The following is a 14,700-nucleotide window of genomic DNA, read 5'->3' on the forward strand; positions in this document are numbered from 1 at the left end:
AAGCGCCCCCGGCAGCACACGCTGCCGGGGGCGCTTCGCTGTCCGGACCCGGCGTCAGCGGCCGCGCAGCCTCCCGGCCATGTCACCCGCGGCCGCCATGGCCTGCTGCTGCATCAGGGGGCCGAAGGTGATCCGCGCCGCGCCCAGTTCGCCGAGGCGGCGCAGGCCCGGCGGGTCCTGCGGTGAACCGTTGGCGTTGAGCGGGACGGGGATCGCCGCGGCCAGGCGGGGGAGGGCGGCCGGGGGCGCGGTGATCGGGTAGACGCAGTCCGCGCCGGCCGCCGCGTAGAGCACGGCGCGGGCGATGGTCTCGGCCTCGGGGTCCGCGCCACCCGGCCCGCCCCGGAGATACGTGTCGACGCGGGCGTTGACGAAGAGACGGCCGCCCGCGCAGGACCGCACCTGCGCCAGCCGGTCGGCCTGCCGGTGCGCGTCGACGAGGACCCCGTCCACGGAGTCCTCCAGATTGCAGCCCACGGCCCCCGTCTCCAGGAGGCGTTCCACGAGCTCATCCGGGGCCAGTCCGTAACCGGCCTCGATGTCCGCGGACACGGGGACGGACACCGACCGCACGATCCTGGTCACCGCCGCGAACATGTCGGCGGCGGGTGTCCGGCCGTCCTCGTGACCGAGCGAGGCCGCGACGGCCGCGCTCGGGGTGGCGAGGGCCGGGAAGCCTGCCTCCTCGAAGGTGCGGGCACTCGCGGCGTCCCACGGGCCGGGCAGGACCAGCGGGTCGCCGGGTGCACGTCCCTGATGCAGTGCACGGAAGACGGAGAACGGATCGGACGTGGGCATGAAGGACTCCCGGGGAGGGGTGGCCGGCGTAGACGGCGTGCTGCTGGGGCGTGCCGTGGTCAGTGCTTGATGTCGCCGGGGGTGTAGTGGCCGGGGGCCAGCCGGGCGGCCACCCCGAACCGGTTCCAGGCGTTGATCACCGTGATGGCGGCGATCAGCTGGGCGAGCTCCGCCTCCTCGAAGTGCTTGGCGGCCTTCGCGTACACCTCGTCCGGCACGAAACCGTCGGTCAGGACCGTCACGGCCTCGGCCAGTTCGATCGCCGCGAGCTCCCTCTCCGTGTAGAAGTGCCGCGACTCCTCCCAGGCGCTGAGCTGGATCATCCGCTCGACGGACTCGCCCGCCGCCAGGGCGTCCTTCGTGTGCATGTCCAGGCAGAACGCGCAGTGGTTGATCTGCGAGGCCCGGATCTTCACCAGCTCGACCAGCTTCGGGTCGAGGCCCTTACGGGAGGCGACGTCCAGCCGGACCATGGCCTTGTAGACCTCGGGGGCGAGCTGGGCCCAGGGCAGGCGGGCGGGCTGTTCGGGGGCGTAGTCGGAGGAGGTGCGGCCGTGCTCGTGCGTCGTCATGGACACGACGCTACGGGGCAGGTGGCGCACGGGTATGGTCCATTTACATGACGGATTCCTGGGCCACTTTCGGAGCCGACCTGCACATCGAACCGCTCGGCGGGGGACTGCGCAGCGGACTCATGGAGGCACTGCGGGAGGCCGTGCGGAGCGGTCGGCTGACGCCGGGCACCCGGCTGCCGTCGTCCCGTACGCTCGCCGCCGATCTCGGGGTGGCCCGGAACACCGTCGCGGACGCCTATGCCGAACTCGTCGCCGAGGGCTGGCTCACCGCCCGCCAGGGGTCCGGCACCACGGTCGCCCAGCGGGCCGCCCCGCGCCGGGTGGCCACCAGGGCGCCGAGGTCGCGGCCGGTACGGGGACGGCCCGCCTACAGTCTCAATCCCGGGACCCCCGACCTCGCGTCCTTCCCCCGCGCGGACTGGCTGAAGGCGGCCCGGCGGGCACTGACCGCGGCCCCCAACGAAGCCTTCGGTTACGGAGATCCGCGCGGGCGCGTCGAACTGCGCACGGTGCTGGCCGACTACCTGTCCCGGGCCCGCGGGGTACACGCGGACCCCGAACGGATCGTGATCTGCTCCGGATTCGTCCACGGTCTGATGCTGATGGGGAAGGTGCTGCGGCGGCACCGGGTGAGGGACGTCGCCGTCGAGTCGTACGGACTGGACGTGCACTGGAATCTCCTGCGGGAGGCGGGGCTGCGCACGCCGTGCCTGCCGCTGGACGAACTGGGTTCCCGGACCGGTGAACTGGGGGCGATGAGGGAGGCGGGCGCGGTCCTGATGACTCCGGCGCATCAGTTCCCGATGGGTGTCCCGCTCCACCCCGACCGGCGCGCCGCCGCCGTCGACTGGGCGCGGTCCTCGGGGGGCCTGATCCTGGAGGACGACTACGACGGGGAGTTCCGCTACGACCGGCAGCCGGTCGGCGCGCTCCAGAACCTCGATCCGGAACGCGTCGTCTATCTCGGTACATCGAGCAAGTCCCTGGCGCCCGGGCTGCGGCTGGCCTGGATGGTGCTCCCGGCAGCACTGGTCGGGGAGGTGACGGAGGCGAAGGGCGTCTCCGACTGGGCGACCGGTGCGCTGGACCAGCTGACGCTCGCGGAGTTCATCGCGTCGGGTGCGTACGACCGTCATGTCCGGTCCATGCGACTGCGGTACCGGCGCCGTCGCGACCAGCTCGTCGCCGCGCTCGCGGAACGGGCGCCGGACATCCGGGTCAGCGGCATCGCCGCGGGCCTGCACGCCGTGCTCGAACTCCCGGAAGGCACCGAACGATCGGTGATCCAGGCCGCCGCCTTCCAGGGCCTGGCCCTGGAAGGCGTGTCCCGCTACCGGCACCCGGAGGCGGCGCCGGGGCGCGAGGCCCTGGTGATCAGCTACGGCTCGCCCCCGGACAGCGCCTGGTCGGGCACGCTGGAGGCACTCTGCCGCGTGCTGCCCTGACCGGAACCGGGAGGCCACCCCTCCTCCCGGTGGTTCCGGCGGTCCCGAAGGCCCCTGGGTGTCCGCGACGGTCTCCAGTGGCTCCCGCGGGCCCGCCAGGTCAGCCGTGCAGGACGCCGCGGAGCTGGTCCAGGCCCCAGTCCAGGTCCTCCTTGCTGATCACGAGGGGCGGGGCGATGCGGATCGTCGATCCGTGGGTGTCCTTGACCAGCACCCCCCGATCCATCAGCTTCTCCGAGATCTCACGGCCCGTCCCGAGGGCGGGGGAGACGTCGACGCCCGCCCACAGACCCCGGCCACGGACGGCGTCCACAGCCCCCTGGCCCACCAGCAGGCCCAGTTCGCGATGGAGGCGGTCGCCCAGTTCGGCCGCCCGCTGCTGGAACTCACCGGTGCGCAGCATCGCGACGACCTCCAGCGCCACCGCGCAGGCCAGCGGATTCCCCCCGAACGTCGAACCGTGCTCACCCGGCCGGAACACACCGAGCACCGCCGCCGAGGACACCACCGCCGACACGGGCACGACGCCCCCGCCGAGTGCCTTGCCGAGCACGTACATGTCGGGCACCACGCCCTCGTGCTCACAGGCGAAGGTCTTTCCGGTCCTCCCCAGGCCCGACTGGATCTCGTCCGCGATGAACAGCACATTCCGCTCGCGGGTCAGCTCCCGGACCCCGGAGAGATACCCGGCGGGCGGCACCAGCACCCCGGCCTCGCCCTGGATCGGCTCCATCAGAACGGCCACGGTGTTCTCGGTCATCGCCGCGCGGAGGGCGGTGAGGTCCCCGTACGGCACGATCTCGAACCCCGGTGTGTACGGCCCGAAGTCCGCCCGGGCCTCGTGGTCCGTGGAGAAACTGACGATCGTGGTCGTCCTGCCGTGGAAGTTGTCGGCGGCGACGATGATCTTCGCCATGCCGTCGGGGACACCCTTGACCCGGTACCCCCACTTGCGGGCGGTCTTGACCGCGGTCTCCACGGCCTCCGCCCCGGTGTTCATGGGCAGGACCATCTCCATCCCGCACAACTGCGCGAGCTGCGTACAGAAGTCGGCGAAGCGGTCGTGGTGGAAGGCGCGCGAGGTGAGTGTGACCCGGTCCAGCTGGGCCTTGGCGGCGTCGATCAGCCGGCGGTTGCCGTGACCGAAGTTGAGCGCCGAGTACCCGGCGAGCATGTCGAGATAGCGGCGCCCCTCGACATCGGTCATCCAGGCACCGTCCGCCGAGGCGACGACGACGGGCAACGGGTGGTAATTGTGCGCACTGTGCGCCTCGGCGGAGGCGATGGCTGTTTCCGTGGTCGACACGGGATCTCCGTTCATCGTGCGGCGTGGGCGGGGGGTCGTGCCCACTTTGTATCGTCGGTCGGTTGTCCGGCGGGGAAACCTTCATTGCGCGGCGCGCCTCGGCTGCCTCCCTGTGCCCCGCCGGCTCCGGTATCAGCGGGTCGGCGCCATGGAATCCGGCCTCGCGGCCGGACCGCCCGCGCCCGGCACGCCGACCGCACTGTGTTTCTCGTCTCATTCACGACGATCCGTAACAACCATGGACGAAAGGCCGCACCACCCCGGAATCTCCCCAGGGACTGATACGCCTTGAGGAAGGCGGACCGCACCACGCCCTCCGCGTCCGCCCCCGCCCCGAAGGCGACCGCGACACGCGGCGCGACCCCCGTGTGAGCGCGCACGAGCTGCGCGTATGCCTCTGCCGCCCCGGCGCGCACACGGGTGACCACCGCGGCCTCGCCACTGCCGGTTCGGCCTCCGGCCCGCCCGACGGCGCCGCCCCCAGTGCTGTCGCCGACGGCGCGGCCCCCTCCGGCCCGTGCCGCAGGGCCCCCTCCCGCGTCCTCGCACCTTTCATACACCGGTTGCCGGAGATCGGTTCCGCACCTGAGACAATGAGTTCTATGGCCTCTGAACGCCCCCGCGTGCTCTCCGGAATCCAGCCCACCGCAGGCTCGTTCCACCTCGGCAACTATCTCGGTGCGGTCCGCCAGTGGGTGGCGCTGCAGGAATCCCACGACGCCTTCTACATGGTCGTGGACCTGCACGCGATCACCGTTCCGCAGGACCCCGCGGAGCTGCGCTCGAACACCCGGCTCGCGGCCGCCCAGCTGCTGGCAGCCGGTCTCGACCCCGAGCGGTGCACGCTCTTCGTCCAGAGCCACGTCCCCGAACACGCCCAGCTCGGCTGGATCATGAACTGCCTGACCGGCTTCGGTGAGGCGTCGCGCATGACGCAGTTCAAGGACAAGTCCGCCAAGCAGGGGGCGGACCGGGCGACCGTCGGACTGTTCACGTACCCGGTGCTCCAGGTCGCCGACATCCTGCTCTACCAGGCGAACCAGGTCCCGGTCGGCGAGGACCAGCGTCAGCACATCGAGCTCACCCGCGACCTCGCCGAGCGCTTCAACGGCAGGTTCGGACAGACGTTCACCGTCCCGTCGCCGTACATCCTGAAGGAGACGGCGAAGATCTACGACCTCCAGGACCCGACGATCAAGATGAGCAAGTCGGCGTCGACGCCGAAGGGCCTCATCAATCTCCTGGACGAGCCGAAGGTCACGGCCAAGAAGGTCAAGAGCGCGGTCACCGACACCGACACGGTCATCCGTTTCGACGCGGAGAAGAAGCCCGGCGTCAGCAACCTCCTGTCCATCTACTCCACCCTGACGGGGGCCGGAATCGTGGATCTGGAGCAGAAGTACGAAGGCAAGGGCTACGGTGCGCTGAAGACCGACCTCGCGGAGGTCATGGTGGAGTTCGTCACCCCCTTCCGCACCCGTACGCAGGAATATCTGGACGATCCTGAGACGCTGGACTCGATCCTGGCCAAGGGTGCGGAGAAGGCCAGGGCCGTCGCCGCGGAGACCCTGGCGCAGACCTACGACCGAATGGGCCTTCTGCCCGCCAAGCACTGAGTCCAAGGACCCTGGCGAGAACGCGGTCCCAGGCGGCACACTGGCGTCGGCACGACCGAAAATCGACCATCGAAGACTGAGGAGAACGACGTGGGGACCGTAACGCTTGGCGTTTCGATCGCGGTCCCGGAGCCCTACGGCAGCCTGCTCCAAGAGCGGCGCGCGAGCTTCGGGGACCCTGCCGCGCATGGCATTCCCACCCACGTCACGCTTCTCCCGCCGACCGAGGCGCAGGCGGCCGACCTGCCCGCGATCGAGGCGCATCTCGCGCAGATCGCGGCGGCCGGCCGCCCCTTCCCGATGCGGCTGTCCGGAACGGGGACCTTCCGGCCCCTCTCCCCGGTCGTCTTCGTGCAGGTCGTCGAAGGTGCCTCGGCCTGTGCCTGGCTCCAGAAGCGGGTCAGGGACGCCTCCGGGCCGCTGGTGCGCGATCTCCAGTTCCCGTACCACCCCCACGTGACGGTGGCGCACGGCATTGCCGAGGAGGCGATGGACCGGGCCTACGAGGAGCTGTCCGTCTACGAGGCGGCCTGGACGTGTGGTTCCTTCGCTCTGTACGAGCAGGGCGCCGACGCCGTCTGGCGCAAGATCAACGAGTTCCCGTTCGGCGCGGGAGGCGGGGCGCCCGCCGTGCCCGCCCAGGGCGGCAGCTCCGTCGACCAGCCGTCCCTGCACACCTGACCCCGTACGGCCGGAAGCCCTGACCCGCGCGGCCGGAAGCCCTGGACCGCGCGGTCCCGAGGTCCTAGACCGGGAGCCGACGGAACAGCGGCCGCGGCACGTGGCGCAGCGCCGACATCACCACCCGTAGCGTTCCGGGCACCCACACCGTCTCCGAGCGCCGCCGCAGCCCTGTCACGATCGCGTCCGCGACTGCCTCCGGGGTCGTCTCCAGCGGTGTCTCCGGCATGCCTGCCGTCTTCCTCGACCGTACGAAGCCGGGGCGTACGACCATCACCTGCACCCCGGTGCCCTGCAGCGCGTCCCCCAGGCCCTGGGCGAACGTGTCCAGACCGGCCTTGCTCGACCCGTAGATGAAGTCGGCGCGCCGGGCGCGTTCCCCCGCCACTGAGGAGAGCACGACGAGCGACCCGTGCCCCTGCGCCTGGAGTGCGCCGGCGCACACCAATCCGGCGGAGACCGCCCCCGTGTAGTTGGTCTGGGCGACCCGGACCGCGGCGAGCGGTTCCTCCTCGTCGCGTGCCTGGTCGCCCGGTACACCGAACGCCATCAGCACCATGTCGATGTCCTCCTCGGCGAACAGCGCGCCGAGCGTCGCCTCGTGCGACTCGGGGGCCAGGGCGTCGAACGTGACCGTATGGACGTCGGCGCCGAGCGCCCGCAGACCGGCGGCGGCCTCCTCCAGGGCTGGGGACGGCCGCCCGGCCAGCCGGACCGTGCGGGTGCGGCGGCTGATCAGACGGCGCGCGGTGGCCAGGCCGATCTCCGAGGTGCCGCCGAGAACGAGCAGGGACTGCGGAGCACCGAAGGCGTCCTTCATGGAAACACTCCTGGTCAGGGCGGAAGCAGGGGGGAAGCAGGAGGGGAGCAGGGGCAATGCGCCGGAAGCGGCCGGAGGTGGCGCGGAGATCAGGGGCGGGGCATCAGAGGGCGAGTCGGCGGGACAGGTCCGAACGGAACGCTCCGTTCGGGTCCAGTTCCGCGCGCAGCGCGCGGAATTCGCCCAGCCGCGGATACATCGCGGCCAGCAACTCCGGGCGCAGTCGCGCGTCCTTCGCCAGATAGACCCGGCCGCCGGCCGCGGCCACCTCCTCGTCGAGTTCGTCCATGAAGCCCGCCAGGCCGGGGAGCGCGGCCGGCAGGCCGAGGGCGAGGGTCCAGCCGGGCATCGGGAACGACAGCCAGCCGGGGTCGCCTTCGCCGAACCGTTTGAGCACGGCCTGGAACGAGGGGCAGCGGCGCAGTGAGATCCGGCGGACGATGCGCCGGAGCGTCTCCTCCTGGCCGTGTCCGACGACGAACTGGTACTGCACGGAGCCGCTGCGGCCGTAGACGCGGTTCCAGTGCGGGACACCGTCCAGGGCGTGGAAGAAGGCGGGGATCCGCTGAAGCTCTCCGGTGCGGCGCCTGGGAGCCGTGCGGTAGCGGAGTTCGTTGAACAGGGCGAGGGACGCCCTGCCCAGCAGCCCTTCCGGTACGTACGGCGGAACGGCGGGCAGATGGACGGGGCGGAACAGGAGAGGGGTGCGCCGGGCGCGCGCCGGGAGCGCGTCCAGTGGTGCGTGCTCCCCGTGCGTGAGTACGGCGCGTCCCGTGGACCTGCCGCGCGCCAGGAGATCGATCCAGGCGGCCGTGTACGTGGAGCGGTGGCCGTCCGTCGTGAGACGGGCCATCAGGTCGTCCAGGTCGGTGGTCCGTTCGGTGTCGACCGACATCCACGAGGTCGTGACGGGGCGCAGGCCGATCGTGGCGGAGAGGATGACGCCGGTGAGCCCCATGCCGCCCGCCGTCGCGTCGAACAGTTCTGTGCCGGGATGGACCGTCCGGACCTCACCGTCGGCGGTCAGCAGCTCCAGGGCGTGCACGTGCCGGGAGAAGGACCCGGAGGCGTGGTGGTTGCGGCCGTGGACGTCGGAGCCGATCGCGCCGCCCACGGTGATGTAGCGGGTCGCGGGGGTGACCGGCAGGAACCAGCCGAGCGGCAGGAGCGCGTGCATCAGCCGGTGCAGGCTCACCCCGGCGTCGCAGACCACCGTGCCCCTGCTGGTGTCGACGCCGTGGATGCGGTTGAGGGCGGTCATGTCGAGGACGGAGCCGCCCGCGTTCTGCGCGGCGTCGCCGTAGGCGCGGCCGAGGCCGCGAGCGATGGAACCGCGGGGTCCGCAGCCGCGCACCGCGGCCACCGCCTCCTCGTACGTACGGGGCCGGAACCGCAGCGCGGTCGTCGGGGCGGTGCGGCCCCAGCCGGTCATGGAGACGGTGTCGACAGACATGATGGTGACGTTATCGCCCGGGAAAACACCTTTGAGGGATTTGTTACAACACTCACCGAAATGGGGGATTGCTGGGGTGTCGCAGCCGCTTGAAGTGGAAACTTTCGAAGCAACCGGAGGGGGACGCCCGGTTTTTGACGCCGTGGAGGGTACGCGTAGGTGATGGACTGGCTGAAAAAACTCCCCGTGATCGGGCCGCTCGTCGCCCGGCTGATGTTGACCCATGCCTACCGCTCGTACGAAACGCTGGACCGCGCCCACTGGGCCCGGCTCGCCGCCGCGATCACCTTCATCAGCTTTCTCGCGCTCTTCCCGCTGATCGCGGTCGGCGCGGCGATCGGTGCCGCGCTGCTCTCCGCCGACCAGCTGAAGAAGATCGAGGACAAGATCGCCGAGCAGGTCCCCGGCATCTCCGACCAGCTCGGCATCGACAACCTGGTGGCCCACGCGGGCACGGTCGGTCTGGTCGCCGGTGCGCTGCTGCTCTTCACCGGTATCGGCTGGGTCGGCTCGATGCGGGACTGCCTGCGCGCGGTCTGGGGCATCGACGACGTGGACGAGGGGAATCCGGTCCTGCGCAAGCTCAAGGACGCCGGGGTGCTCCTCGGGCTCGGTGGCGCGGCCCTCCTGACGTTCGCCGTCTCCGCGATCGGGTCCACGGCGGTCGGCTGGACCGCCGACCGGCTGGGCATCCCGGGTGACGGCTGGGGCGGCGTGCTGCTGCAGATCGCCGCCCTCGTGGTGTCGGTGCTCGCCGGCTTCCTGCTGCTGCTCTACCTGCTGACGCTGCTTCCGGGAGTGCAGCCGCCGCGGCGGCGGCTCGTGGTCGCGGGCCTCATCGGCGCGGTCGGCTTCGAGCTGCTCAAACTGCTGCTCGGCAGCTATATGAGGGATGTCGCGGGGAAGAGCATGTACGGCGCGTTCGGCGTGCCGGTCGCCCTGCTCCTGTGGATCAACTTCAGCGCGAAACTCCTGCTCTTCTGCGCCGCCTGGACGGCGACGCGGAGCAGGGAACAGGCCGGGGAGCCGGACGAGGCGGAGGGCGACGGGGCGCCGGACGCGGGGCGGAAGGTCAGCGGCGGGGGAGACGCCGGACCAGGTCTGGCAGCGGCCAGCGCCGGTTGACCAGGAACACCGCGGCCGACAGTGCCACCAGCAGCCCGCCGACGATCGCCAGGGCGATCCCGACCCCGCTGGAGCCGGTGTCGGCGGCGACGGCCTTGGCGTCCTTCCTGTCCTGCTTCGACGTGTTGGCGCCACTGGCGGGCTGGGCGCCCTTCCCGGCCCCGGTGTCCACGGACTTCGGGGGGACGAGCTCGCCGACCGGGGTCACCTTGCCGCTCGCGGCGAAGCCCCAGTCGAGGAGGCTCGCCGCCTCCTTGTAGACGGCGTGGCTCTCGTCCGACGACGGATTCATGACCGTGACGAGCAGTACCTTGCCGTCGCGCTCGGCGACACCGGTGAAGGTGTTGCCCGCATGAGTCGTGTAGCCGTTCTTGACGCCCGCGATGCCCTTGTACGGATCCACGCCGATGTCACCGGTCATGAGCCGGTTGGTGTTCTGGATCTCGAAGGTCTCGCGCTTCTTCCCCTTCTTCTTCTCGCCGGGGAACGTGGCGGAGGCCGTCGCGGCGTACTCGCGGAAGTCCGGCTTCTGCAGCCCGCTGCGGGCGAACAGTGTGAGGTCGTACGCGCTGGAGACCTGGCGCGGGGAGTCGTAGCCGTCGGGCGAGACCACCGTCGTGTCGAGGGCCTGCAGTTCCTCGGCGTGCTCCTGCATGGCGTCGACCGTCCTGGCGACACCGCCGAACATCGACGACAGCACGTGCACCGAGTCGTTGCCCGAGCGCAGGAACACACCGAGCCACAGATCGTGCACCGTGTAGGTGTGGTCCTCCTTGATGCCCACGAGACTGCTTCCCTCGCCCACATCCGCGAGTTCCGTGTCGGTCACGTCGTGGGTCTTCGTCTTCGGCAGCAGCTCCGGCTGCGTCAGGAGCGTGTCCGCGAAGAGCATCTTCAGCGTGGAGGCGGGAGGCAGCCGCCAGTGGGAGTTGTGCGCGGCGAGCACCTGGCCGTTCTCCGCGTCGGCCACGATCCACGACCGGCCGGTGAGTCCCTTGGGCAGGACCGGGGCGCCGGGGCCGAGGTTCACCTGGGTGCCGACCCGTCCCAGCTGTTCCCCGCCGACCTGCGACATCCGCTGGGTGGGCTTCGGCTGTTTGTCGTCGGTCTTGTCCTTGTCGGCCGCCGAAGCGGGGCTGATGACAAACATGGACAGCAACGCGGCGGAGGTGACCGTCAGTACGGTCTTTTTCAGTGCAGGCACGGTCGAAAACGTACAGGGCGAAGTTCTGGATGGGGACCCCGATGCTCTGACCCGCCGGGCGTACCGCCGGGACAGCCCACCCGGGCCGCCGGCTGGCCCCTCCGAGGGGCCCCCACCCCGGGCGAGGCGTCCGGCGGACGAAGGCGATACTGAATCCATGAAGCTCAGCCGCTCCGTCTCCTGGTTCCTGCTCGCCTTCGGGGTGTGGAGCTGGTTCATCTGGGTCACTTTCGCCAGGAATCTATGGAAGGACGGCAGCGGGCTCGCGTTCGACGACGCGGGCGACCCGACGGCGTACTTCTGGGTGCATCTGCTGCTCGCCATCGCGTCGTTTCTCCTGGGGACGGCGGTCGGCGTGATCGGGTTCCGTGGCCTCAGGGCTTTGCGCGCAGAGCGCACATGACAAGCCGGGGGCACCGAGCCCGGGACGAGTGACGAGCCGGGGCACGAGCGGGCGCCGGCCGACGTGTGGGTGGGGGAGCAGAAGTGATCGTGGTCTTCGTGCTGGTGGCCGTCGCGGTAATCGCGCTGCTCGCGGGCGTGCACCGCTATGTGTGGCGGCGCTTCGTCGGCGACACGACGGCTCCGGGCAGCGCGCTGCGCAGGGCGGGCACGGTGGCGGCCTTCGTCCTGCCGCTGCTGTCCGTCGGGGCGATGGTCTCCGGCCGCGCGGGCGCCCCCTTCTGGCTGCAGCAGGTGCTGGCGTGGCCGGGCTTCCTGTGGCTCGCGGCGCTGCTCTATCTGACGCTGGCTCTGCTGGCCGGCGAGGCCGTGCGGCCCGTCCTGCGCCGGGTGCTAGACCGCCGGGACCGTGCCGCGGCGCGGCGGACGGAATCCGAGGTGAGCGCGGAGGCGGGCACCGGACCGCGCACCGAGGCCAGGAACCGTAACGACGCACTGGTTCCGTCCGGTGCGCCCTCACACGCGCCCCGGACTCCCGAGCCGGACGGTGCGGCGGACCCCGCGCCCGCGCCCGCGTCCTCGGCCCCGTCCCTCGCGTTGCCCTCACGGCGGCTGTTCGTCGCCAGGGCGGTCGGCGGCGCGGCCGCCGTCGCGGGGCTCGCCACCGTCGGATACGGCACGCACGGCGTGCTGCGCGGCCCCCGGGTCAAGCGGGTCACCGTGCCCCTCGCCAAGCTGCCGCGCTCGGCGCACGGTTACCGCATCGCCGTCGTCAGCGACATCCACCTCGGGCCCATCCTCGGACGTGCGCACACCCGGCGGATCGTCGACACGATCAACCGGACGCGGCCGGATCTGATCGCTGTCGTCGGAGACCTCGTCGACGGCTCCGTCGCCGACCTCGGCACGGCGGCCGAACCCCTGGCCGGGCTCGAAGCCCGCCACGGAAGCTACTTCGTCACCGGGAACCACGAGTACTTCTCCGGTGCCGCCCAATGGGTCGACCACGTGCGGGAACTGGGCCTGCACCCGCTGGAGAACGCCCGGGTGGAGATCGACGGCTTCGACCTCGCAGGAGTCAACGACGTCGCGGGGGAGAGCGAGGGCCAGGGCCCGGACTTCGTACGCGCACTCGGCGACCGGGACCGCGGCCGTGCCTCCGTCCTCCTCGCCCACCAGCCGGTCGTCATCCATGACGCCGTCGAGCACGGCGTCGACCTCCAGCTCTCCGGGCACACCCACGGCGGTCAGCTCTGGCCCGGCAACCTCCTTGCCGGGCTGGCCAATCCGACGGTCGCCGGGCTCGAACGCTTCGGCGACACCCAGCTCTACGTCTCGCGCGGAGCGGGGGCCTGGGGGCCTCCCGTGCGGGTGGGCGCGCCGTCCGACATCACGGTCGTGGAGCTCGCTTCCCGGCAGGCGTAGCAGCCGCCGGGTTGCGTGCGAAAAACGCACAGGACCATCACAGTCAGCGACGAAATCTCCTGGCCCGGGGGGTTGATTCAGCCATTTCGGACCTTCATGGTTTCAAGTGCCGAACAAAAGGCTGTGAGTGTCCCTTTTACTCTTCCAGATGTGAAAATCGTGTGATTAGGTAGGCGCGAGCATGCGGTGATGTGCGTGTCTGAGCACATCTGCCGAGGTGGGGCTGGTAAGGGAGAGCACGGCAATGCGGTCGATCCGGGTACGGATTCTCGCGATATTCGCGGTATTGGTCATCGCAGGCGTCGGCGCCTGGCAACTGCTTCCCTCGGACGAGGTGAAGAAGGACCCCGTCGCGGTCGGTACCACGGACGCCGTCACCTCACTGGACCCGGCGGGCGCGTACGACGCCGGTTCCTGGGCGATCTACAGCAACCTGTACCAGTCCCTCATGACCTTCAAGTCCGGTGCGATCGTGCCGGAGCCCGACGCTGCCGAGAGCTGTGGCTTCCTCGGGCAGAAGCTCCAGACGTACCAGTGCGAGCTCCGCGACGACCTGACGTTCTCCAACGGCCGGAAGGTCACGGCGAAGGACGTCGAGTACTCCTTCGAGCGGATGCTCAGGATCAAGACGGACGTCGGCCCCTCGGTGCTGTTCCCGAGCCTCAAGTCGGTCGTGGCCGACGACCGGATGATCACGTTCAACCTCTCCGCGCGCGACGCGACGTTCCCTCAGAAGCTGGCCACCGGCGCCGGTTCGATCGTCGACCGCGAGCAGTACCCGGCCGACAAGCTGCGCCCCGGGAGCCAGGTCGACGGCTCGGGGCCGTACGTGCTCAAGGCGTACGAGCGCGGTGTGAGCGCCGAGCTGGCGCCCAACCCCAAGTACAGGGGCGCGCTGAAGGAGACCGGAGTGCCGGTCACCATCCGCTACTACGAGGGTTCCGAAGAGCTCCTGACGGCGTGGAACGCCTCCGTGCTCGATGTCACGCACCGTCAGCTGCCGCCCGCCAGGCTCTCCGAGCTGAACCCGGCCGACCCCGAGCTGCGCGTCACCGAGGCCGACAGCGCCGAGATCCGCAACCTCGTCTTCAACGTCCGTGAGGGCGCCCCGCTGGCGAACAAGAAGGTCCGTCAGGCCATCGCGTCGATCATCGACCGCGGCCCGCTGGTGACCGACGTGTACAAGAGCACCGTCGAGCCGCTGTACTCGCTGATTCCGCAGGGCTACATCGGGCACAGCACCCCGTTCTTCGACGCGTACCCCCAGCCCGACGCCCAGCGCGCCAAGAGGCTGATGCAGGAAGCCGGCGTGGAGACGCCGCTCCACATCAACTTCGCCTACCGCGCCGACTCCTCGTACACGAAGGAGACCGCGGAGCTGCGCCGCCAGCTGGAGAAGGACGGCCTGTTCAAGGTCTCGGTGAAGGCCGTGGCGTGGGAGGACTTCCAGAAGGGGTACGCGGCGGGCGACTACGACGCGTACACCGTCGGCTGGCTTCCCGACTACCCGGACCCCGACACCTTCAGCCAGCCGCTGGTCGGCCGCCAGAACAGCCTCCACAACGGCTACACCAGCAAGCAGATGGACGCGCTGATCACGTCGACGCTCCAGTACAGCGACCGCAGCCGCACCTCGTCCGACTTCAAGGAGCTCCAGGCCCTGGTCGGCGAGGACGTGCCGCTCGTACCGCTGTGGCAGAAGAAGGACTACGTCGTCAGCAAGACGGACGTGTCCGGTTCGCAGTACCTCTCGGACGGCACCGGCATCTGGCGCCTGTGGGAACTGAACTGGATCTGACCGGCCCGTTCGCACAGCGGCCCCGTACCTTCCCTTTGAGGGAAGGTACGGG

The 14,700-nt window shown here is 70.5% G+C and carries 14 protein-coding genes; 7 read left to right on the plus strand and 7 right to left on the minus strand.

The genetic code is table 11. The features are described 5' to 3' along the window. Positions 1 to 54: 54 nt before the first annotated feature. Both ACFWSK_RS33245 and ACFWSK_RS33250 read right to left on the minus strand, forming a co-directional pair. Positions 55 to 798, minus strand: coding sequence for an isocitrate lyase/phosphoenolpyruvate mutase family protein (locus ACFWSK_RS33245; protein WP_383794524.1), 744 nt, complete (start codon positions 796 to 798; stop codon positions 55 to 57). A 59-nt stretch (positions 799 to 857) separates the two neighbouring features. Then, a complete protein-coding gene (locus ACFWSK_RS33250) occupies positions 858 to 1,370 on the minus strand; it encodes a carboxymuconolactone decarboxylase family protein (RefSeq protein WP_383794527.1) in 513 nt (170 codons plus the stop codon). 47 nt (positions 1,371 to 1,417) lie between these two features. On the opposite strand from ACFWSK_RS33250, the gene ACFWSK_RS33255 reads away from it, so the two are divergent. Beyond that, positions 1,418 to 2,818 (plus strand): PLP-dependent aminotransferase family protein, encoded by a 1,401-nt coding sequence (locus tag ACFWSK_RS33255; protein ID WP_383794531.1) that lies wholly within the window; start codon positions 1,418 to 1,420, stop codon positions 2,816 to 2,818. A 100-nt stretch (positions 2,819 to 2,918) separates the two neighbouring features. Here ACFWSK_RS33255 and rocD read toward each other — a convergent pair whose 3' ends face one another. Both rocD and ACFWSK_RS33265 read right to left on the minus strand, forming a co-directional pair. Continuing rightward, a complete protein-coding gene (gene rocD / locus ACFWSK_RS33260) occupies positions 2,919 to 4,124 on the minus strand; it encodes an ornithine--oxo-acid transaminase (RefSeq protein WP_383794534.1) in 1,206 nt (401 codons plus the stop codon). Positions 4,125 to 4,135: 11 nt separating this feature from the next. After that, complete coding sequence (locus ACFWSK_RS33265; protein WP_383794537.1) at positions 4,136 to 4,840, minus strand: RNA polymerase sigma factor; 705 nt, start codon at positions 4,838 to 4,840, stop codon at positions 4,136 to 4,138. On the opposite strand from ACFWSK_RS33265, the gene trpS reads away from it, so the two are divergent. Together trpS and ACFWSK_RS33275 are read left to right on the plus strand one after the other, a co-directional pair. Then, positions 4,727 to 5,740, plus strand: coding sequence for a tryptophan--tRNA ligase (gene trpS / locus ACFWSK_RS33270; RefSeq protein WP_383794540.1), 1,014 nt, complete (start codon positions 4,727 to 4,729; stop codon positions 5,738 to 5,740). The two genes, ACFWSK_RS33265 and trpS, sit on opposite strands and share 114 nt — an antisense overlap. Before the next feature lie 90 nt (positions 5,741 to 5,830). Beyond that, positions 5,831 to 6,421: a 2'-5' RNA ligase family protein gene (locus tag ACFWSK_RS33275; protein ID WP_383794544.1), complete on the plus strand. Its 591-nt coding sequence runs from the start codon at positions 5,831 to 5,833 to the stop codon at positions 6,419 to 6,421. Between the two features lie 64 nt (positions 6,422 to 6,485). Here ACFWSK_RS33275 and ACFWSK_RS33280 read toward each other — a convergent pair whose 3' ends face one another. Together ACFWSK_RS33280 and ACFWSK_RS33285 are read right to left on the minus strand one after the other, a co-directional pair. After that, positions 6,486 to 7,241 carry a decaprenylphospho-beta-D-erythro-pentofuranosid-2-ulose 2-reductase gene (locus ACFWSK_RS33280; protein ID WP_383794546.1) on the minus strand — a complete coding sequence of 252 codons (756 nt, stop codon included), beginning with the start codon at positions 7,239 to 7,241 and terminating at the stop codon, positions 6,486 to 6,488. Positions 7,242 to 7,344: 103 nt separating this feature from the next. Beyond that, on the minus strand, positions 7,345 to 8,694 hold the full coding sequence (locus ACFWSK_RS33285; protein ID WP_383794549.1) for an FAD-binding protein: 1,350 nt from the start codon (positions 8,692 to 8,694) through the stop codon (positions 7,345 to 7,347). A 162-nt stretch (positions 8,695 to 8,856) separates the two neighbouring features. Here ACFWSK_RS33285 and ACFWSK_RS33290 point away from each other — a divergent pair, with 162 nt between their 5' ends. Continuing rightward, a complete protein-coding gene (locus ACFWSK_RS33290) occupies positions 8,857 to 9,819 on the plus strand; it encodes a YihY/virulence factor BrkB family protein (protein ID WP_383794551.1) in 963 nt (320 codons plus the stop codon). On the opposite strand, the gene ACFWSK_RS33295 is transcribed toward ACFWSK_RS33290, so the two are convergent. Then, positions 9,767 to 11,023, minus strand: a complete 1,257-nt coding sequence (locus ACFWSK_RS33295) for a D-alanyl-D-alanine carboxypeptidase family protein (protein ID WP_383794554.1) — start codon at positions 11,021 to 11,023, stop codon at positions 9,767 to 9,769. The two genes, ACFWSK_RS33290 and ACFWSK_RS33295, sit on opposite strands and share 53 nt — an antisense overlap. A 157-nt stretch (positions 11,024 to 11,180) precedes the next feature. On the opposite strand from ACFWSK_RS33295, the gene ACFWSK_RS33300 reads away from it, so the two are divergent. The 3 genes from ACFWSK_RS33300 (at position 11,181) to ACFWSK_RS33310 (ending at position 14,648) form a co-directional block, all read left to right on the plus strand. Continuing rightward, positions 11,181 to 11,426 carry an SCO4848 family membrane protein gene (locus ACFWSK_RS33300; protein WP_383794557.1) on the plus strand — a complete coding sequence of 82 codons (246 nt, stop codon included), beginning with the start codon at positions 11,181 to 11,183 and terminating at the stop codon, positions 11,424 to 11,426. 89 nt (positions 11,427 to 11,515) lie between these two features. Continuing rightward, positions 11,516 to 12,850, plus strand: a complete 1,335-nt coding sequence (locus ACFWSK_RS33305; RefSeq protein WP_383794563.1) for a metallophosphoesterase — start codon at positions 11,516 to 11,518, stop codon at positions 12,848 to 12,850. Positions 12,851 to 13,094: 244 nt separating this feature from the next. Next, positions 13,095 to 14,648 (plus strand): ABC transporter substrate-binding protein, encoded by a 1,554-nt coding sequence (locus ACFWSK_RS33310; RefSeq protein WP_383794560.1) that lies wholly within the window; start codon positions 13,095 to 13,097, stop codon positions 14,646 to 14,648. The last annotated feature ends 52 nt before the right edge of the window (positions 14,649 to 14,700 follow it).

The organism is Streptomyces sp. NPDC058620, from assembly GCF_042717135.1.
Taxonomy (GTDB): Bacteria; Actinomycetota; Actinomycetes; order Streptomycetales; family Streptomycetaceae; genus Streptomyces.